This window comes from Orlajensenia flava (assembly GCF_004801905.1).
GTDB classification, from domain to species: domain Bacteria; phylum Actinomycetota; class Actinomycetes; order Actinomycetales; family Microbacteriaceae; genus Orlajensenia; species Orlajensenia flava.
Window position 1 is genome coordinate 465,892 of record NZ_SSSN01000003.1, and the last position, 20,194, is coordinate 486,085.

Sequence of the window (20,194 nt, forward strand, 5' to 3'; positions counted from 1 at the left end):
GCCTAGAACGGCAGCAGCGGGTCGATCGCTATCGCCAGGAACAGCAGCGAGAGGTACGCGATGGACCCGTGGAACACTCGCATCGGCGACGCATCGCCGTGACGGATGGCCAGGTTGTAGAGCCGGTGCGTCTCGTAGATGAACCAGCCGCCCGCAGCGAGCGCGACGACCGAGTAGAGCACGCCCATGCCCGCCACCGGGACCAGCAGCAGCGAGCAGGCCACCGTCGCCCAGGCGTACAGCACGACCTGCAGGCCGACGGCCGCCCGCCCCCGCACGACCGCGAGCATCGGAACACCGGCCGCCTTGTAGTCCTCGCGGTACTTCATCGACAGCGGCCAGTAGTGCGGCGGCGTCCACAGGAAGATGACCATGAACAGGATGAAGGGGGTCCAGGTGAGCGAGCCGGTCACGGCCGCCCATCCGATCAGTACCGGCATGCACCCCGCGACTCCGCCCCAGACGATGTTCTGCGAGGTGCGGCGCTTGAGGATGAGGCTGTAGAAGACGACGTAGAGCAGGATGGCGCCCAGGGAGAGGGCGGCAGCGAGCCAGTTCGCGAACACGCCGAGCCAGAGGATCGACGCGACACCCAGGACGTAGGCGAAGACGAGCGCCTCGCGGTCGCTGAGCTCACCCGTGACGAGCGGGCGCTTGCTCGTCCGCTTCATGACGCGGTCGATGTCACGGTCGATGTAGCAGTTGAACGCTCCAGCGGAGCCCGCGCTCATGGCGCCCCCGACGAGCGTCGCCAGCACGAGCCACACGGATGGCAGCCCGTTCTGGGCCAGGATCATGGTCGGCGCCGTCACGACCAGGAGCAGTTCGATGACACGGGGCTTGGTGAGGGCGACGTACGCAGCGACCTTGCGACGGATGCCGATGGGGCCCGCGGCGGGTCGGGTCTCGAGTGCGACGTTCATTGCTCCCCATCGTCCGGGGTTGCTCAGTGCTGCCCGGTAATGCAGCTTCGAGTCTAAGCCATCGCCGTAGCTCCGGACTCCGGCCGAGCGCCGCCGATCCGGACCCGCCCTCGGCTCCGATGTCAAGCGCGTCATACGCACCGGAGCCCTCCCTATACTGGAAACGCCCGCCGCTGCAGCATGCGTGCGACCCCCTCCAGAGTGCATGTGCTGCGCGCCGATGATGTTGATACGGCGGGCTTCGACAAGGCGGAGTCCGCCCAACAGAACGCGGCTCCCCGGCATCCGAAAGGGTCAGTTTCACGTGGCAGATCTGCAATGGGAACCCATCGACGAGAAAGCGGTGGACACCGCCAGAATCCTCGCCGCCGATGCTGTCGAGAAGGTGGGCAACGGCCACCCCGGAACGGCCATGAGCCTGGCCCCGGCCGCCTACCTGCTGTTCCAGCGCGTGATGCGCCGCGATCCATCGGACGCGGAGTGGATCGGGCGCGACCGCTTCGTGCTGTCGGCCGGCCACAGCTCGCTGACGCAGTACACGCAGTTCTACCTGGGCGGCTACGGCCTCGAACTCCAGGACCTCAAGGAACTGCGCACCTGGGGGTCGAAGACCCCGGGCCACCCGGAGTACGGGCACACCGACGGCGTGGAGATCACCACGGGGCCGCTCGGCCAGGGGCTTTCGTCGGCTGTCGGCATGGCGTACGCGCAGCGTTTCGAGCGCGGACTGTTCGACCCGGATGCCGCTGAAGGCACATCGCCCTTCGACCACCACATCTTCGTCATCGCCAGCGACGGCGACCTCGAAGAGGGCATCACGAGCGAGGCGTCGTCCCTCGCGGGGCACCAGGAACTCGGCAACCTCGTCCTCATCTACGACTCCAACCAGATCTCCATCGAGGACGACACCGATATCGCGTTCACGGAGGACGTGGCCAAGCGCTACGAGGCCTACCACTGGCACGTGCAGACGGTCGACTGGAAGAAGACCGGCGAGTACGTCGAGGATGTCCAGGAGCTCTACGATGCGATCGAGGCGGCGAAGGCCGTCACCGACAAGCCGTCGATCATCATCCTCAAGACGATCATCGGCTGGCCGAGCCCGAAGAAGCAGAACTCCGGCAAGATCCACGGCTCCGCGCTCGGCGCCGAGGAGCTAGCCGCCGTCAAGGAGGTGCTCGGGTTCGACCCCGAGAAGACCTTCGACGTCGACCCCGCCGTGCTCGAGCACACCCGCGAGGCCGTCGAGCGCGGTCAGGCCCAGCACGCCGAGTGGACCAAGAGCTTCGACGTCTGGGCCGAGGCCAACCCGGAGCGCAAGAAGCTGCTCGACCGCGTGCTCACGGGCGAAGCGCCGGAGGGCATGGAGGAGGCGCTTCCGGTCTTCGAGTCCGGAACCGAGGTGTCCACCAGGGCCGCATCCGGCAAGGTGATCAACGCCATCGCCCCCCTGATGCCTGAATTCTGGGGAGGATCGGCCGACTTGGCCGAGTCGAACCTGACGACGATCACGGATGCCGCATCCTTTGTTCCGCAGGAGCGCTCGACCCACGAGTGGACCGGCAACCCGTACGGCCGGGTGCTGCATTTCGGCATCCGGGAGCACGCGATGGCCGCCATCCTGAACGGCATCGTGCTGCACGGCAACACGCGACCCTACGGCGGCACCTTCCTCATCTTCAGCGATTACCAGCGGCCGTCGCTGCGCCTCGCGGCACTGATGAAGGCTCCGACCATCCTGGTCTGGACGCACGACTCCGTGGCCCTCGGCGAGGACGGACCGACGCATCAGCCCGTCGAGCAGCTCGCGACCTTGCGCGCGATCCCCGACTTCACCGTGATCCGTCCTGGCGACGCCAACGAGGTCTCCTATGCCTGGCTGGAGCTGCTCAGCCGTCGCAAGGGACCGGCCGGCATCGCGCTGACGCGGCAGAACATCCCCGTCTTCGAGCGTGGAGACGGCGAGGCATCCGGCGACACCTTGGCCTCGGCGAAGCACGTCGGCAAGGGCGCCTACATCCTCGCGGAGGCCCAGAACGGCGAGCCCGACGTCATCGTCATCGCCACCGGATCCGAGGTGCAGCTCGCCCTGCAGGCGCGCGACCGCCTCTCCGGAGAGGGCGTCAACGTGCGCGTGGTCTCGGCTCCCAGCCTCGAGTGGTTCGAGGAGCAGAGCGCCGAGTACCGCGAGAGCGTGCTACCGAAGGCCGTCACCGCCCGCGTGTCGGTCGAGGCGGGCACCAGCCTCACCTGGGTGCGCTACGTCGGCGATCGCGGTCGCAGCGTGTCCATCGAGCACTTCGGCGCATCCGCCGACTGGAAGACCCTGTTCGAGAAGTTCGGCATCACGACCGACCACGTCGTCGAGGCCGTCCGAGAGACCATCGCGTCGGCCTGAACCACGATCACGACGCGTACTGAGAGAAGACGAAGAGATGACTGAGACCAACACCACCACATCACCGCTCGCGGAGTTGTCCGCCGCCGGTGTGAGCATCTGGCTCGACGACCTGTCGCGCGAGCGCATCACCTCCGGGGGGCTGCAGAAGCTCATCGTCGAGCGCAACGTGGTGGGCGTGACCACCAACCCGACCATCTTCGCGGCCGCGCTGGCCAACGGCGAGGCCTACGACGCCCAGGTGCGCGAGCTGGCCGCGCATGGCGCATCCGTCGATGACGCGGTCTTCGAGATCACGACGGATGACGTGGCTCGCGCCGCCGAGATCTTCGCCCCGGTCTACGAGGCCACCGGCCACGTCGACGGTCGGGTCTCGATCGAGGTGGGGCCCGCTGTCGCGCACGACTCCGACCAGACCATCATCGACGCGAAGCGGCTGTGGGAGAAGGTCGACCGTCCCAACGCGATGATCAAGATCCCGGCGACGATCGAGGGGCTCGACGCCATCACCGAGGTGATCGGATCCGGAATCAGCGTGAACGTCACGCTCATCTTCAGCCTCGACCGTCACCGCGAGGTGATCCACGCCTACCTCGCCGGGCTCGAGAAGGCCCAGGCGGCCGGCATCGACCTCTCCACCATCGAGTCGGTGGCCTCCTTCTTCGTCTCCCGTGTCGACAGCGAGATCGACAAGCGTCTCGACGCGATCGGCACCGACGAGGCGAAGGCGCTCAAGGGCAAGGCGGGCGTCGCCAACGCGCAGTTGGCGTACGAGCTCTACGAGCAGGAGTTCGCCTCCGAACGGGCGCAGGCGCTCATCGCCGCCGGCGCGAACAAGCAGCGTCCGCTGTGGGCATCGACGGGCGTCAAGGACCCCGCCTACCCCGACACGCTCTACGTGACCAATCTCGTCGCCCCCGGTGTCGTGAACACCATGCCCGAGAAGACGATGGACGCCACGTTCGACCACGGGGTCGTCGAGGGCGACACCGTCACGGTGGCCTACGCGTCCGCAGCACGGACGCTCGACGACCTCGAGAAGGTCGGGATCTCCTATGACGACGTCACCGCCCTGCTCGAGAAGGAAGGCGTGGACAAGTTCGTGGTGTCGTGGAACGAACTGCTCGAGACGGTGCGCACCGCCTTGGATGCGGCCAAGTGAGCATCAGCATCTCGGTGACGGGCGCCGCGGCTGAAGCGGTTCGCACGCACCTCCCGGCGCTGGTCTCCGACCTCGTCGCATCCGGCATCACCGCCCTGGACCCTGCGCTGTGGGGGACGGACGCCGAGGACGAGGCCGCCCATCGGCTCGGCTGGACGGAGTCCGTTGCCGGCTCCCGGCCGCTCGTGGCCGAGATCACCGCCCTGCGCGAAGAGCTCCACGCGGCGGGGGTGCGGCACATCGCCCTCGCCGGGATGGGCGGATCCTCTCTCGCCCCAGAGGTCATCACGCGGACGACCGGTGTCGACCTGACCGTGCTGGACAGCACCGCGCCCGGCCAGGTGCTCGACGCGCTCGGAGATCGCCTGGCGGAGACCGCGCTCGTCGTGTCGTCGAAGTCGGGCTCGACGGTGGAGACCGACAGCCAGAAGCGAGTCTTCGAACGAGCATTCCGGGAGGCGGGCATCGATCCGCTCACCCGCATCGTCGTGGTCACCGACCCGGGATCGCCTCTGGACGAGGCCGCTCGCGCCGACGGCTATCGCGTCTTCAACGCCGACCCCACCGTCGGTGGCCGCTACTCGGCGCTCACCGCCTTCGGCCTGGTGCCGAGCGGTCTCGCCGGGGTCGACCTCGACGAACTGCTGGATGAGGCCGAGACCATCGCACTCCAGCTCGCCATCGACGAGGACGACAACCCGGGCCTCATCCTCGGGGCCGCCATCGCCGGGACGGCGCCGCTGCGCGACAAGCTCGGCCTCCTCGCGGACGGCACGCACATCGTCGGGCTCGGCGACTGGGTGGAGCAGCTCGTGGCCGAGTCCACCGGCAAGCTCGGCAAGGGCATCCTTCCCGTCGTCATCGATCACGACGCTCCCGAGCTCACGGAGGACCTGTCCGACTTCCTGCTCGTCAGACTGGTCGACGACGCCGGAGAACACGTGTTCCCGCATGGAAAGGCTAACGAGATCCGCATCAGCGGAACGCTCGGCGCCCAATTCCTGACCTGGGAATACGCCACCGCCGTCGCGGGACGGCTGCTCGGCATCAACCCCTTCGACCAGCCCGACGTCGAGTCGGCCAAGGCAGCCACCCGCGGGCTGCTCGATGCCACCCCCTCCCCCGAGCCGGCCGCGTTCGTCAGCGTGGGCATCGAGGTGCGCGGCACCGCCGACGTCATCGGCGCCTCCAGCGACCTCGCGTCGGCGATCGAGGTGCTCGTCGAGGAGCTGCCTGCAGGCGGCTACCTTGCGATCCAGGCCTACGTCGACCGCATCGCCCTTCCGCGGCTGGCCGAGCTGCGTGACATCCTCGCCAAGCGTTCCGGCAGGCCGGTCACCTTCGGCTGGGGCCCGCGTTTCCTTCACTCCACGGGACAGTTCCACAAGGGCGGTCCCGCGGTGGGGGTGTTCCTGCAGATCACGGAGAACGCGACGACCGACCTGGACATCCCCGATCGTCCGTTCACCTTCGGCCAGCTGATCCAGGCTCAGGCGAGCGGCGACGCGAGCGTCCTGGCCGACCATGGACGCCCGGTGCTGCGCCTCAACCTGACGGATGCGTCGGCCGACACGGCGGCGCTGTTCGACGCGATCCGATAGAGCACATGAATCCTTCAGACGTCACCCCCACTCACAATCCGCTCCGGTCGCCCGCCGACTACCGACTCAACCGCATCGCCGGCCCGAGTGCGCTGATCATCTTCGGCGTCACCGGCGATCTCTCGCGCAAGAAGCTCATGCCGGCCGTCTACGACCTGGCCAACCGCGGCCTGCTGCCCCCGGGCTTCGGACTCGTGGGCTTCGCCCGGCGCGACTGGGAGGACCAGGACTTCGCCACGATCGTCCACGACTCGGTCAAGCAGTACGCCCGTACCGAGTTCCGCGAGGAGGTCTGGGAGCAGCTGAGCCAGGGCATCCGCTTCGTCTCGGGGAGCTTCGACGATGACGAGGCGTTCGAGAACCTCAAGACGACGCTCGAGGAGCTCGATCGTGAGCGCGGAACCATGGGCAACCACGCGTTCTACCTGTCCATCCCGCCTAAGGCGTTCCCCGAGGTGACGGAGCAGCTGCGCCGCTCCGGCCTCGCGCAGGACACTCCCGGCCAGTGGCGGCGCGTGGTGATCGAGAAGCCGTTCGGGCACGACCTGAAATCCGCGCGTGAGCTCAACGAGGTCGTCGGCAGCGTCTTCCCCCAGGACTCGGTGTTCCGCATCGACCACTACCTGGGCAAGGAGACGGTGCAGAACATCCTCGCACTGCGCTTCGCGAACCAGCTCTACGAACCGATCTGGAACACCAACTACGTCGACCACGTGCAGATCACCATGGCCGAGGACATCGGCGTCGGTGGACGTGCCGGCTACTACGACGGCATCGGCGCGGCGCGCGACGTCATCCAGAACCACCTCCTGCAGTTGCTCGCGCTCACGGCCATGGAGGAGCCCATCTCGTTCAAGGCCTCCGATCTGCGCGCCGAGAAGGAGAAGATCCTGGCGGCCGTCCGACTGCCGGAGGACCTGTCCACCGTGACGGCTCGCGGCCAGTACGCAGGAGGGTGGCAGGGCGGCGAGAAGGTGCTCGGCTTCCTCGAGGAGGACGGCATGAGCCCCGAATCGACGACGGAGACCTACGCGGCCGTCAAGCTCGAGATCGGCACCCGCCGGTGGGCCGGAGTGCCCTTCTACCTCCGCGCGGGCAAGCGACTCGGACGCCGCGTCACCGAGATCGCGGTGGTGTTCAAGCGCGCACCGCAGCAGCTGTTCGCGAACAGCCAGACCGCCCAGCTCGGCCAGAACGCGCTTGTCATCCGTGTGCAGCCCGATGAGGGCGTCACCATCCGGTTCGGGTCCAAGGTCCCGGGTGCCGGCATGCAGGTGCGCGACGTGACGATGGACTTCGGCTACGGTCACGCCTTCACCGAAGCGAGCCCCGAGGCCTACGAGCGCCTCATCCTCGACGTGCTGCTCGGCGAGCCGCCGTTGTTCCCCCGGCACGAGGAGGTGGAGCTGTCGTGGAAGATCCTCGACCCCATCGAGGAGTACTGGGAGAAGGCGGGTGGCCCGCTCGACCAGTACAGCCCCGGTTCGTGGGGTCCGACATCAGCCGATGAGTTGCTCGCCCGCGACGGCAGAACCTGGAGACGCCCATGATCGTCGACCTTCCCGACACGACGACGAGCGGCATCTCCAAGTCGCTCGTGAAGCTGCGCGAGGAGGGCGGCGCGGTCGCCCTCGGTCGCGTGCTCACCCTCATCATCGCCTCCGAGGAGGCGACGGCCGAGGAGGCCATCGAGGCGGCGAACGAGGCGTCCCGCGAGCATCCCATGCGCGTCATCGTGCTCGTCACGGATGCGGCTGAGACGGATGCCGAGCCGCGCCTCGACGCCGAGATCCGTGTCGGCGGTGACGCCGGCGCCAGCGAGGTCATCATGCTGCGACCGCACGGCGAGGTCGCCAGCGACGAGCAGAGCCTCGTCATGGGCCTCCTCCTGCCCGATGCGCCCGTCGTGGTCTGGTGGCCGGGGTCGGCGCCCGACGTGCCGGGATCCTCGCCGCTGGGCCGCATCGCACAGCGGCGCATCACCGACGCCTCCGCCCGGGCCGCTGACCCGCAGCAGGCGCTCGTCAGCTGCGCGCGCACCTACACGCCGGGCGACGCCGACTTCGCCTGGACCCGCGTGACGCTGTGGCGCGCCCAACTCGCCGCCGTGCTCGACCAGCCGCCGTTCGAGAACATCACCCGGGTCGAGGTGTCCGGCTCTCTCGACTCGCCGTCGACCACCCTGCTCGCGGCGTGGCTGCACCTGGCCCTCCAGGCGCCGACGCAGTACGCCCTCACCGACGACGCGCACCCTCAGGGCATTCAGGGCGTCCGGCTCTTCCGCGGCGACGACTCGATCGACCTGGTGCGCATGAGCTCGGGAATCGCCACGCTCACGCAGCCGGGTCAGCCTCCGCACGAGGTCGCCCTCCAGCGCCGCAGCCTGCGGGACTGCCTGGCCGACGAGCTGCGCCGGCTCGACCCCGACGAGCTGTACGGTGAAGTCATCACCGCGGGGCTCGCCGGCCTCGACGCACCGGAGCCGATCACCACGGGAGCCCTCGCATGACCAGTGACAGACGCGTCCTCGTGCACGCCAGCACCGAGGAGCTCGCCGCATCCGTCGCCGCTCGCTTCATCACCAAGACCGTGGACATCCTCGACGACCTGGGAAGCGCCACGATCGTCCTCACAGGAGGTCGCGTCGGCACGGCCGTTCTCGCCGCGGTCAACGCGAGCCCGGCTCGCGACAGCATCGACTGGTCGCGTGTGAGCTTCTGGTGGGGCGATGAGCGGTGGCTGCCCCGCGATGACGACGAGCGCAACGAGAAGCAGGCACGGGACGCACTGCTCGACCACATCGCCGTCCCGCCGGAGAACGTGCACCCCTTTCCGGCGACGAATGACGGCATCGAGCTGGATGCGGCCGCTTCGCGTTACGAGGCGGAGCTGGCCGCGCACGGCGACGAGAGCGGCATGCCCCGCTTCGACATCACCTTCCTGGGGGTCGGACCCGACGGCCACATCGCTTCGCTGTTCCCGCACCGCTCGGGCATCAGCATCGACGACTGCGCCGTCATCCCCGTCCGCAACTCGCCCAAGCCGCCGCCCGAGCGACTCAGCCTCACCCGCCCCGCGTTGAACGCGTCCGAGCGCATCTGGTTGGTGCTCGCGGGCGCCGATAAGGCATCCGCGCTGGGCCTCGCCCTCGCCGGGGCCTCGCGCGATGAGGTTCCCGTCGCCGGCATCAAGGGCCGCAAGCGCACCGTCTTCTTCGTGGATGCGGAGGCCGCGGCGGAGGTGCCCGAGGGGCTCATCGCGCCGAGCTACTGAACGCAGGAGCCGGGCTCCAGCGCTCGATCGCCGATCGAAGGCCGTCAACCGCTTGGGCATCGGCGACCCCATCGAGTGCCCACGCGACGTAACCGTCCGGGCGGATGAACAGCGCCGTGTCGCCGAGTTCGGGAGCGTCGACTCGGATGATCGTGTCGGGCACGTCCAATCCCGTGATGCCGTCGTCGACCCCCGGGCCTGACACCAGGACCGGCTTGGCACGTCGCAGCACCTCGACCAGCCGCGTGTGTGCGCCGTCGCCACTGACGGTCAGCTCCGGCGCGAGGTGGCCGACGTACGAGTTCGACGGGTCGGCTCCCCCCATCTCGTACCGGACGTCGGCTCCCGACAGCATGCCCGCAAGGCGAGCGCGCGCCGCGACGTCGCCGAGCAACTCGGCCAGCAACTCGCGCTGGGCGTCCACGCCGGGACCTGGCGCCATGAGAGCCATCTGCGCCCGCGTGTGCATCAGGACGCGCGCGCTCGCGGGCATCCGCTCGCTCTCATAGCTGTCCAGCAGGTCGACGGGGGCGGCCCCGCTGACCACCGCTGCGAGTTTCCAGCCGAGGTTGAGCGCGTCCTGCAGGCCGAGATTGAGCCCGGGACCGCCCACTGCCGAGTGGACATGCGCGGCATCGCCGAGCAGCAGCACTCGTCCATCGCGGTAGCGACTGGCCTGACGCGAGTTCACTCCGATCACCCGGCGCATGTTCTCGTTTCGGCCGATGGCATCGGCAGCAACCGGCAGCGGGTGTCCGGTGACGCGCTCGAACGCTGCCTCGAGCTCTTCCTCCACGGGCTCGGCCGAGTCGTTCTCGGTCACGCTGGCGCCGTTCCACTCCATGACGGAGACGAGCATGCGGCCGGGCGCACCGAGCGGCATGATGGCTACCACCCCGGTCGGGAATCGATTGTGCCGGAAGGGCGCGACAGTGCTCTTCCCCAGACGGATGCCGCCCGTCGCGGAATCACGCGCGTCGTCTGAGATGCCGACGTGCGCCGACCGCGAGACGAATTCGTCGCTCGTGACCCCGTCGAAGTCGATGCCGGCGTGCTTGCGCACGAAGCTGCGTCCTCCGTCCGCGCCGACGACGTACGCACCCGTAAGGGTCGTGGTGCCCGCCGGGCCGCTCACCTCTACGTCGATCGAACCGTCCGACGACTGCGGCGAGCTCGTCTGCCGGAAGCCCAGCACCTCGACGCCGCGCCGGATCTCGACGCCGAGTTCCCGCGCTCGCGCCTCCAGCACCTCCTCGATCCGGGTCTGCGGCACCATCATCAGGGTGAGGGGAACGTCGACGTCACGCAGGTCGAGCGGGATCCCGCCGAACTGGAAGAAGGGCGCGGACGGCGCCGGGCCCGCGGAACCGGCCAGGGGTTCGTAGAGTCCGCGCTGGTCGAGGCACTGCAACACCTGGCCGACCAGGCCATTGGCTCGCTGCGCCGTTGTTCGCCCGTCCAGCCGCTCGACGACGAGCGCGCGAGCTCCCCCGAGGGCGAGCTCGCATGCGAGGAGGAGGCCGTTCGGTCCTGCTCCCGAGATGATGACGTCCGCGTCCATGATGATCCCCTTCCCACGTCACCGACGGCGACTCGGCTGTCAGTGTAGATTGACACATGGCGCGCTGTCAATCTAGACTGACAGCATGACGATCGACCTCGACGCGCAGCTCAGCGCCGCTGACCCGGCAATCCGACTCCGCGCCGTCGGCGCGCTCCACCGGCTGGCGGAGCGCATCGAGGTGGCAGCGGTCGACGCAGCACGTGCCGACGGTTGGTCGTGGGAGCAGATCGGCGACGCCCTCGGCGTCTCCCGGCAATCCGTGCACACGAAGTACGGGAAGTGAGGACAGACATGCACGAGACCTACCCCTCGGACGTCCGGCGGGCCGTGACCGCCGCCGCTGATGAGGCGATCCGACGCGGCGATCGCCGTATCGGCACGGACCACCTGCTCCTCGGCGTCCTCGCCACGGCGGAACCCGAGGCGATTGCCGCGCTCGGTACTGACTTCGACAGTGCCTCGGCGGCATTCGACCGCCTGGATGTCGAGGCCCTCGGAAGCATCGGCATCCGCGCCACCGCTCCCCCGGTGAGCCTGCGGCAAACGACCGCGCGACGGCTCCCGCTCACCTCGGCGTCCCGCGCGGTGCTGCAGCGGAGTCTGCGCTACGCGGTCGCCGCCCGCGGACGCAGGCGGATCCACAGCGACAACATCATCCTGTCGCTGCTGGACTGCACCCCACCCGACCCGGCCGCCGCCCTGCTGGACGTCCTCGGATGCGACCGCGCGGCGATTCGAGAGCAACTCGGCTGAGACGACGAAGACCCTCGCCCGAACAGGACGAGGGTCTTCGTGAAAGTGCCGTTATTCGGCGGATGCGGTGCCGCGACGTTCGCGCAACTGCTGCAGCGCCTCGTCGAGCAACTGCTCCGCCTCCTGCTCGGTTCGCCGCTCCTTGACATAGGCCAGGTGGGTCTTGTACGGCTCCATCTTGGCCACGAGCGGCGGGTTGTCCTTGTCGCGACCGGCCGGCAGACCCGACTGCGGGGAATCGATCGTCTCGGGGATCTCCTCCTCGGGCAGGTTCGCGGCGAAGTAGCGGACGGTCTCGTTGCCGAGAGCGTCCCAGTACGACACGGCAACCCGGTCGGCGTGGAACCCGCGGTCCTGCTCGCCCATCGGGCCTGCTCCGACGCGCGAACCCCGGATGGCGCTGCTTCCTGATGCCATGCGATCAGGCTCCCGTCTCGAACTTGGTGATGAGGCCCAGCACCACGATGCACGCGATCCAGACGAGCGCGAGAATCACCGTGATGCGATTGAGGTTGCGCTCCGCGACACCGGAGGCACCGAGGTTGGAGGTGACGCCACCGCCGAACATGTCGGAGAGACCGCCACCGCGCCCCTTGTGCAAGAGGATGAGGAGGGTGAGCAGGAGGCTCGTGAGCCCGAGCAGCACCTGCAGAACAACCTGGAGAATCTCCACGGAAAACCTTTCAGCTATCAGCGCGCGAGGGCGCCGCGACCACAAGCAAGTATAACCGGCTGACGGGCGGCGGCCTCGACAGGCCCGGGAGTCGACCCGGGCCCGTCGTGGCGCAGGTCAGAGACCGACGTGCTGCGGGAAGCGGACGATGCTGGCGAACTCGTCCAGGTCGAGGCTGGCACCGCCCACGAGGGCGCCATCCACGTTCGGTTCGCGCATGAACCCGGCGATGTTGGCCGCCTTGACGGAACCCCCGTAGAGGATGCGGGTCTTCGCCGCAACGTCCTCGCCGAGGGTCTCCACGAGAACCGTGCGGAGCGCTGCAGCGACCTGCTCGGCCTGCTCGGGCGTCGCTGCCTGGCCCGAGCCGATCGCCCAGACCGGCTCGTAGGCCACCACGACATCGGCTGCGCCGGTCACGCCTGCCAACGCAGCTCGCAGCTGCGCGACCGGAACGGCGCTCGGACCGTGCTTCTCCAGGTCGTCCGCGGTCTCGCCGACGCAGATGATCGGCACGAGGTTGTGCCGGAGGGCCGCCTGCACCTTCGCGCCGACCACCTCATCCGTCTCGTTGTGCAGAGTGCGCCGTTCGGAGTGTCCGATGATGACGTAGCTGCATTCGAGCTTGGCCAGGAAGGCACCTGAGATCTCGCCGGTGTATGCGCCGGAATCGTGCTCCGACAGGTCTTGCGCACCGAAGGCGATGGGCAGCTTGTCGCTGCTCACGAGCGTCTGAACGCTCCGCAGGTCGGTGAACGGCGGGAACACCGCCACCTCGGCCGCCGCGAAGTCGTGCTTGGCGTCGCCTAGGCTCCACGCCAGCTTCTGCACGAACGCAATCGCCTGCAGGTGATCGAGGTTGAGCTTCCAGTTGCCCGCTATGAGCGGGGTTCGCGTCACTGCCATCCGAGGACCTCCAGGCCGGGAAGATGCTTGCCCTCGAGGAACTCGAGGCTGGCGCCGCCGCCGGTCGACACATGGCCGAACTGATCGTCGCGGAAGCCGAGGGCACGGATGGCGGCAGCCGAGTCGCCGCCGCCGACGACGCTGAGGCCGTCGACCTCGGTGAGCGCCTGCGCGACCGCCTTGGTTCCCGCCGCGAATGGGGCCAGCTCGAACACGCCCATCGGCCCGTTCCAGAACACCGTCTTCGAGTCGCGGATGACGTCGGCGAATGCTGCGGCGGTGTCGGGACCGATGTCGAGGCCGAGACCGGATGCACCGAACGGCGAGTCCTCGATGGAGTCGGCCGGACGCACCACGTGCTCGGCATCCGCCCCGAACTTGGACGCCACCACGACGTCGGTCGGCAGGACGATGTTGACTCCGCGTTGCTCGGCGTCGGTGAGGTAGCCCTTCACGGTGTCGATCTGATCGGCCTCCAGCAGGCTCGAACCGACCTTGTGACCCTGCGCCGCGAGGAAGGTGAACAGCATGCCGCCGCCGATGAGCAGTGTGTCAACACGCGGCAGCAAGTGTCCGATGACGCCGAGCTTGTCACTGACCTTCGACCCGCCGAGCACCACCGCGTACGGCTTCTCGGGCGTGCGCGTGAGTCTCTCCAGCACGTCGAGCTCCGCCGCGATGAGCAGGCCGGCAGCGCTCGGAAGCAACTGGGCCAATTCGTACACGCTGGCCTGCTTGCGGTGGACGACGCCGAAGCCGTCCGAGACGAACGCCGTCCCGAATGCGGCCAGCTTCTCGGCGAACGCACGTCGCTCACCCTCGTCCTTCGACGTCTCGCCCGGATTGAACCGCAGGTTCTCGAGGACGGCCAGCTGGCCGTCCTCGAGGGCCGCGACGGTGCTCTCGGCGGAGTCGCCGACCGTGTCGGTGGCGAACGCGACGGGCGAGCCGAGCAACTCCCCCAACCGGTCGGCTGCCGGCCTCAGGCTGTACCGATCGTCGGGAGCGCCGTCGGGCCGGCCGAGGTGCGAGACCACGATGACCTTGGCGCCGTCGCCGAGCAGCTTCTGAAGAGTGGGCAACGAGGCGCGGATGCGCCCGTCATCCGTGATCTGGCCGTCCTTCAACGGCACGTTCAGGTCGCAGCGGACGATGACGCTCGTTCCGCCGAGCGGCCCGAGCTCCTCGATGGTGCGCAGGGACACGCGGCGCCTCAGAGACGCTCGGCGACGTACTCGGCGAGGTCGACGAGACGGTTGGAGTAGCCCCACTCGTTGTCGTACCACGAGGCGACCTTCACCTGGTCGCCGATCACCTTGGTGAGGCCGGCGTCGAAGATGGAGGAGTGCGGGTCGCCCTCGATGTCGCTCGAGACGATCTCGTCCTCGGTGTACTTGAGGATTCCCTTGAGCGGGCCCTCCGAAGCGGCCTTGTACGCGGCGTTGACCTCCTCGACCGTCACCGGACGCGAGGCGGTCACCGTGAGGTCGGTGATGGAGCCGGTCGGAACCGGAACGCGCAGGGCGTAGCCGTCGAGCTTGCCGACGAGCTCGGGCAGCACCAGGCCGAGAGCCTTGGCCGCACCGGTCGACGTCGGGATGATGCTCAGCGCGGCGGCGCGGGCACGACGGAGGTCGCTGTGCGGGCCGTCCTGCAGGTTCTGGTCGGCCGTGTACGCGTGCACCGTGGTCATCAGGCCGCGCTCGATGCCGAAGGTGTCGTTGAACACCTTGGCGAGGGGGGCGAGGCAGTTGGTGGTGCAGGAGGCGTTGGAGATGATGTCGTGGGTCGCCGCGTCGTAGGTGCCCTCGTTCACACCGAGCACGAGGGTAGCGACATCCGAACCCGATGCGGGTGCGGAGACGATGACCTTCTTGGCACCCGCGGTGATGTGCTTGCGGGCGTCCTCCGACTTGGTGAAGCGGCCGGTCGACTCGATGACGATGTCGACTCCCAGGTCTCCCCACGGGAGGTTGGCGGGGTCGCGCTCCTCGAAGACGCGGATGGACTTGCCGTTGACGATGATGTTCTCGTCGTCGTAGCTCACCTCGGCGTCCAGGCGGCCGGTGATCGAGTCGTACTTGAGCAGGTGAGCGAGCGTCTTGTTGTCGGTGAGGTCGTTCACCGCCACGAGCTCGAGGTCGCTGCCCTTGGCGAGCGCGGCCCGGAAGTAGTTGCGGCCGATGCGGCCGAATCCGTTAATACCGATCTTTACGGACACGAATGACTCCTGTTGCGAATGGCGCGTCAGCGCGGTGTGTGGGTGTGAACAAGAACGGGACAACGGCGTCCCAGGCCGCAGAGCGGCCCGCCGCTATGACAGTAGCAGCAGCCCCGAGGTCTTCTCACGGGCGGTCGTCAGGCGCTGGGCGACGTTGGCCCAGTTCACGATATTCCAGAACGCCTTGATGTAATCGGCCCGCACGTTCTTGTAGTCGAGGTAGTAGGCGTGCTCCCAGACGTCGAGCATGAGCAGCGGAACGATGCCAGCGGGAAGGTTGCCCTGCTGGTCGAAGAACTGCACGATGATCAGGCGCTGGCCGATCGAGTCGTAGGCGAGCACCGCCCATCCGGAGCCCTGCACGCCGGCGCCGACCGCGGTGAAGTGCGCCTGGAACGCGTCGAAGGAGCCGAACTCGTCGTCGATGGCGGATGCGAGGTCGCCCGTGGGCTTGTCTCCGCCATCCGGCGACATGTTCGTCCAGAAGATGGAGTGGTTGACGTGGCCGCCGAGGTTGAAGGAGAGGTCCTTCTCGAGCTTGTTGACGTTGGCCAGGTTGCCGCTCTCACGAGCTTCGGCGAGCTGGCTGAGGGCGGTGTTCGCCCCCGTCACGTAGGCCTGGTGGTGCTTGGAGTGATGCAGCTCCATGATCGTTCCGCTGATCGACGGCTCGAGGGCCGAGTAGTCGTAGGGAAGTTCCGGGAGCGTGTATTCAGCCATGTGCGCTTTTCCTCCTTCAGGGGCCGGCGCAAGCCGCAGCCGACCGTAGGCGACCTCCTCAGTCTAGTGAGGCGGTTCGCGCCGTGACGCGGGCTTGCGTCACATCGCGCGGGCCGTTAGAGCGGGTCGAGATCCGTCGGCAGGTTCGCCTCGGTGTCGGGAATGCCGAGATCGATGGCCTTCTTGTCGGCCATGGCGAGCAGGCGACGGATGCGGCCGGCAACCGCGTCCTTGGTCATCGGCGGGTCGGCGTGGTGGCCGAGCTCGTCGAGGCTCGCCTCACGGAACCGCAGTCGCAAGTCGCCTGCGTAACGCAGATGCTCGGGAATGTCATCGGCGAGGATCTCCATGGCGCGCTCGACCCTCGAGCAGGCAGCGACCGCGGCCTGGGCGGACCGACGCAGGTTGGCGTCGTCGAAGTTGACCAGACGGTTGGCCGTCGCCCGCACCTCGCGACGCTGACGCAGCTCCTCCCAGTTGCGCACCGTGTCGGTTGCGCCCATGTGGACGAGCATCGCGCTGATGGCCTCGCCGTCACGGATGACCACCCGGTGCACGCCCCGCACCTCCCGCGCCTTCGCGGCGACGCCGAGGCGGCCGGCCGCGCCCACGAGCGCCATGGCCGACTCGTTGCCGGGGCAGGTGACCTCGAGCGCGGCGGAGCGGCCGGGGTCCGTGAGGGTGCCCTGGGCGAGGAAGGCTCCGCGCCAGACGGCGGCGACCTCCTCGCGTGAACCCGTCGTCAGGCGGTTGGGGAGCCCGCGGATGGGGCGCCGCCGTGCGTCGAGCAGGCCCGTCTGGCGGGCCAGGGTCTCGCCGCCGTCGATCACGCGGACGAGGTAGTGACTGTTGCGGCGGAGGCCGGATGCGGCGACGACCGAGGCGTCGCTGCGCACGCCGTACAGCTCGGCGAGATCCTTGCGCACTCGGCGGGCGACGGTGGCCGAGTCGAGCTCGGACTCCACGGCGATGCGTCCTGAGATGGTGTGCAGGCCGCCGGAGAACCGCAGGATGGTCGCCAGCTCGGCAGCCCTGACGCTGTTCTTGCTGCTCACGACAGCCGCGAGCTCCTCTTTGACGTCAGCGGTCAGAGCCAATCGATGTTCCATTCTGTTGCGGTGGGTGGTGGGCGGGGCCGGTCACTCGCGACCGAGGTCGCGGTTCCTGACGCTCACCCCGACACCCGGATACTGTTCCAGTCTCTGGGCGAGCTCCCGAGCCAGCGCCACCGAGCGGTGCTTGCCCCCGGTGCATCCGATGGCGATGGTGGCGTGCCGCTTGTTCTCGCGGCGGTAGCCGGTGAGCACCGGTTCGAGGGCGGCGGCATAGCGATCGATGAACTCGAGGGCGCCGGGTTGCCCGAGTACGAATTCTCTCACGGACTCCTCGAGCCCCGTGTGACCACGCAGCTCGGGGATCCAGAACGGGTTGGGGAGGAACCGCGCGTCGGCGATGTGGTCGGCGTCGGCCGGCACCCCGTACTTGAAGCCGAAGCTCACGATCGTGACCCGGACCGCCGCCGCGTCCTCCGCCGAGAACAGGTCGGTGATGGTCGTCGAGAGCTGGTGGATGTTGAGCTCCGAGGTGTCGACGACGATGTCGCTGGCGTCTCGCATGTCCAGGAGCCGCTCGCGCTCGGCCGCGATGCCGTCGAGGATCGTGCCGTCGCCCTGCAGAGGGTGCGGCCGGCGCACCGACTCGAACCGGCGCACGAGCGCGGCATCCGAAGCGTCTAGGAAGAGCACCCGCAGCTCGGTACCACCGCGGATGGACGCCACCATCTCGGACAACTCGGAGAAGAACCCGCGACCGCGCACGTCGACGACCGCGGCGACCTTGGGCAGCCCGCTCGCGGCGCGCTCCGCCAGTTCCATGAGCGGTCGCAGCATCTGCGGCGGGAGGTTGTCGACCACGTACCAGCCCAGGTCCTCGAGCGCATTGGCGACCGTCGACCTCCCGGCACCCGACATGCCGGTAACGATGAGGATCTCGTTCTGCGGGGCGTCAGCCATTCTCGGTCATGCCTTCGCTCGGGGGTGAACCCTCAGCCTAGCGAGCCGCCTCAGGACTCGCTGGCCAAATGGTCGTGGATGGTGGCGGCCAGGGTCGGCCCGATTCCGTGGACCTCGCCGATCTCGGCGACGGATGCCTGGCGCAGACGCGCGACGGACCCGAAGTGCTTGAGCAGCACGGCGACACGCGACGGGCCGAGGCCGCCGATCTCCCCGAGGACGGAGGCGATGTCCCGCTTGCGCCTGGCGCGCTGATGCGTGATCGCGAAGCGGTGCGCCTCATCGCGGATGCGCTGGAACAGGAACAGCGCCTCGCTGTTGCGCGGGAGGATGACGGGGAAATCCGAGTCGGGGAGCCAGATCTCCTCGAGTCGCTTGGCGATGCCGGCGAGCTGGATCCCGCGAACACCCGACTCCCGCAGCGCCCGCGCGGCAGCGGCGACCTGGGGCTGGCCACCGTCGACGATGAGCAGGTTCGGGCGGTAGGCGAACTTACGGCGCTTGGTCGGCTCCACGGTTCCGTCGGAGAGCACGTCGTCTTCCGGTTCGCGCATCGCTGCGCTCTCGCCGGCATCGGCGGCACCGGCGTCCGCCGCGTCGTCGCCATCCGCCAGGTAGGCGAGCCGGCGGGTGAGCACCCGGTAGATCGAGTCGGTGTCGTCGCTGGACTCCGGAACGTTGAATCGTCGGTACTCGTCCTTGCGCGCGAGCCCGTCCTCGAAGACGACCATCGACGCGACGATGTTGGTTCCCGAGAGGTGCGAGACGTCGTAGCACTCCATCCGCAAGGGCGCCTCAGCCATGTCCAGTGCCTCTTGGATGTCCTCGAGCGCCTGCGATCGAGCCGTGAAGTCGGCGGTGCGGCGGGTCTTGTAGAGCATGAGCGAATGCGCCGCGTTCTGGCGCGCCGTCTCGAGCAGCGCGGCCTTGTCTCCGCGTTGCGCCGCGTTCAGTCGCACCTTGGTGCCGCGCAACGTGCCGAGCCACTCCTCCATGGCCGTGGCATCCTCCGGCAGGTCCGGCACGACGACCTCCCGGGGCGGCGTCGCCCCCTCGCCGTAGACGGTCTGCAGGATCGACTCGACCAGCTCTCCCGTCGACATGTCGAGCTCCTTGTCGACCACCCAGCCACGCACACCGCGGATGCGCCCGCCCCGCACGATGAACTCCTGCACGGCGGCGGCGAGTTCGTCGTGCACCACGCTGAACACGTCGATGTCCACGGTGTCGCGCAGCACGACCGCGCTCTTCTCGAGTACGGCCTCGAGGGCGCCGACCTGGTCGCGGCGGCGAGCGGCGAGTTCGTAGTTCTGCGCGGCGGAGGCATCCTTCATCTCCTGCACGAGCTCGCCCACCATGTGGCGATCCTGGTTCTGCATGAACCCGACGAACCGGGACACCATCGCATGGTGCTCCTCCACCGTGACCTTGCCGGAGCACGGACCGAAGCACCGGCCGATCTGGCCCGCGAAGCACGGCTTGCCCGACGCCATCGCACGCTTGTAGTCCGAGTCCTTGCAGGTGCGGATGGGGAACGCCTTGATCATCAGCTCGATGACCTCGTCGACCGCCCATTTCTTGGGGTAGGGACCGAAGTAGCGCGCCCCGCGGATCTTCGTGTTGCGGGTCACGAGAACGCGCGGCGCCTCCTCGCCGAGCGTGATGGCCATGTAGGGATAGGACTTGTCGTCCTTGAACATGACGTTGAACGGCGGGTCGAACTCCTTGATCCAGGTGAACTCGAGCTGGAGTGCCTCCACCTCGTTGCCCACGACCGTCCACTCCACCGATGACGCGGTGGTCACCATGCGTCGGGTTCGCTCGTGCAGGGTGTGCAGGGGGGCGAAGTAGTTGCTGAGCCGCGCCCGGAGGTTCTTCGCCTTGCCCACGTAGAGCACGCGCGACGTCGCATCGCGGAACCGGTAGACGCCCGGCTCGGTGGGGATCTCCCCCGCCTTCGGACGATAGCTGAGGACGTTCGCCATCGT

19 protein-coding genes are annotated in these 20,194 nt (G+C 68.4%); 8 read left to right on the plus strand and 11 right to left on the minus strand.

Annotation, left to right across the window (positions count from 1 at the left end):
- Positions 1-2: 2 nt before the first annotated feature.
- On the minus strand, positions 3-923 hold the full coding sequence (locus E6C70_RS04060; protein WP_136422471.1) for a heme o synthase: 921 nt from the start codon (positions 921-923) through the stop codon (positions 3-5).
- A gap of 304 nt (positions 924-1,227) precedes the next feature.
- On the opposite strand from E6C70_RS04060, the gene tkt reads away from it, so the two are divergent.
- From tkt to pgl, 6 genes are read left to right on the plus strand one after another with little or no spacing between them, the layout of a single operon-like run.
- On the plus strand, positions 1,228-3,321 hold the full coding sequence (tkt, locus tag E6C70_RS04065) for a transketolase (RefSeq protein WP_136422474.1): 2,094 nt from the start codon (positions 1,228-1,230) through the stop codon (positions 3,319-3,321).
- A 37-nt stretch (positions 3,322-3,358) separates the two neighbouring features.
- Entirely contained in the window at positions 3,359-4,483 is a 1,125-nt protein-coding gene (tal, locus tag E6C70_RS04070) for a transaldolase (RefSeq protein WP_136422476.1), read from the plus strand.
- Positions 4,480-6,084 (plus strand): glucose-6-phosphate isomerase, encoded by a 1,605-nt coding sequence (locus tag E6C70_RS04075; protein WP_136422479.1) that lies wholly within the window; start codon positions 4,480-4,482, stop codon positions 6,082-6,084. The genes tal and E6C70_RS04075 overlap by 4 nt, the downstream gene beginning before the upstream one ends.
- Before the next feature lie 5 nt (positions 6,085-6,089).
- The gene (zwf, locus tag E6C70_RS04080; RefSeq protein WP_136422481.1) at positions 6,090-7,634 is read left to right on the plus strand and encodes a glucose-6-phosphate dehydrogenase; all 1,545 of its coding nucleotides are present in this window, start codon (positions 6,090-6,092) and stop codon (positions 7,632-7,634) included.
- The gene (locus tag E6C70_RS04085) at positions 7,631-8,593 is read left to right on the plus strand and encodes a glucose-6-phosphate dehydrogenase assembly protein OpcA (protein WP_136422484.1); all 963 of its coding nucleotides are present in this window, start codon (positions 7,631-7,633) and stop codon (positions 8,591-8,593) included. Before zwf ends, E6C70_RS04085 begins: the two co-directional genes overlap by 4 nt.
- The gene (pgl, locus tag E6C70_RS04090; protein WP_136422486.1) at positions 8,590-9,357 is read left to right on the plus strand and encodes a 6-phosphogluconolactonase; all 768 of its coding nucleotides are present in this window, start codon (positions 8,590-8,592) and stop codon (positions 9,355-9,357) included. The genes E6C70_RS04085 and pgl overlap by 4 nt, the downstream gene beginning before the upstream one ends.
- On the opposite strand, the gene E6C70_RS04095 is transcribed toward pgl, so the two are convergent.
- A complete protein-coding gene (locus tag E6C70_RS04095) occupies positions 9,338-10,918 on the minus strand; it encodes an FAD-dependent monooxygenase (protein WP_136422488.1) in 1,581 nt (526 codons plus the stop codon). The genes pgl and E6C70_RS04095 overlap by 20 nt on opposite strands.
- An 85-nt stretch (positions 10,919-11,003) precedes the next feature.
- On the opposite strand from E6C70_RS04095, the gene E6C70_RS04100 reads away from it, so the two are divergent.
- A complete protein-coding gene (locus E6C70_RS04100; RefSeq protein WP_136422490.1) occupies positions 11,004-11,204 on the plus strand; it encodes a helix-turn-helix domain-containing protein in 201 nt (66 codons plus the stop codon).
- An 8-nt stretch (positions 11,205-11,212) separates the two neighbouring features.
- Complete coding sequence (locus E6C70_RS04105; RefSeq protein ID WP_136422493.1) at positions 11,213-11,674, plus strand: Clp protease N-terminal domain-containing protein; 462 nt, start codon at positions 11,213-11,215, stop codon at positions 11,672-11,674.
- Positions 11,675-11,725: 51 nt separating this feature from the next.
- Here E6C70_RS04105 and E6C70_RS04110 read toward each other — a convergent pair whose 3' ends face one another.
- From E6C70_RS04110 to uvrC, 9 genes are all read right to left on the minus strand, one after another.
- Positions 11,726-12,091 carry an RNA polymerase-binding protein RbpA gene (locus E6C70_RS04110; RefSeq protein WP_136422495.1) on the minus strand — a complete coding sequence of 122 codons (366 nt, stop codon included), beginning with the start codon at positions 12,089-12,091 and terminating at the stop codon, positions 11,726-11,728.
- Between the two features lie 4 nt (positions 12,092-12,095).
- Entirely contained in the window at positions 12,096-12,347 is a 252-nt protein-coding gene (secG, locus tag E6C70_RS04115) for a preprotein translocase subunit SecG (protein ID WP_136422498.1), read from the minus strand.
- Positions 12,348-12,464: 117 nt separating this feature from the next.
- Positions 12,465-13,253 carry a triose-phosphate isomerase gene (tpiA, locus tag E6C70_RS04120; RefSeq protein WP_136422500.1) on the minus strand — a complete coding sequence of 263 codons (789 nt, stop codon included), beginning with the start codon at positions 13,251-13,253 and terminating at the stop codon, positions 12,465-12,467.
- Complete coding sequence (locus tag E6C70_RS04125) at positions 13,244-14,458, minus strand: phosphoglycerate kinase (protein ID WP_136422502.1); 1,215 nt, start codon at positions 14,456-14,458, stop codon at positions 13,244-13,246. The genes tpiA and E6C70_RS04125 overlap by 10 nt, the downstream gene beginning before the upstream one ends.
- Before the next feature lie 8 nt (positions 14,459-14,466).
- Positions 14,467-15,474 carry a type I glyceraldehyde-3-phosphate dehydrogenase gene (gap, locus tag E6C70_RS04130; RefSeq protein ID WP_136422504.1) on the minus strand — a complete coding sequence of 336 codons (1,008 nt, stop codon included), beginning with the start codon at positions 15,472-15,474 and terminating at the stop codon, positions 14,467-14,469.
- Between the two features lie 93 nt (positions 15,475-15,567).
- Entirely contained in the window at positions 15,568-16,194 is a 627-nt protein-coding gene (locus tag E6C70_RS04135) for a superoxide dismutase (RefSeq protein WP_136422508.1), read from the minus strand.
- 116 nt (positions 16,195-16,310) lie between these two features.
- Positions 16,311-17,291, minus strand: a complete 981-nt coding sequence (whiA, locus tag E6C70_RS04140) for a DNA-binding protein WhiA (RefSeq protein ID WP_136422510.1) — start codon at positions 17,289-17,291, stop codon at positions 16,311-16,313.
- 42 nt (positions 17,292-17,333) lie between these two features.
- Positions 17,334-18,206, minus strand: coding sequence for an RNase adapter RapZ (rapZ, locus tag E6C70_RS04145; protein WP_136422512.1), 873 nt, complete (start codon positions 18,204-18,206; stop codon positions 17,334-17,336).
- A gap of 50 nt (positions 18,207-18,256) precedes the next feature.
- Positions 18,257-20,191 carry an excinuclease ABC subunit UvrC gene (uvrC, locus tag E6C70_RS04150; RefSeq protein WP_136422514.1) on the minus strand — a complete coding sequence of 645 codons (1,935 nt, stop codon included), beginning with the start codon at positions 20,189-20,191 and terminating at the stop codon, positions 18,257-18,259.
- Positions 20,192-20,194: the final 3 nt, after the last annotated feature.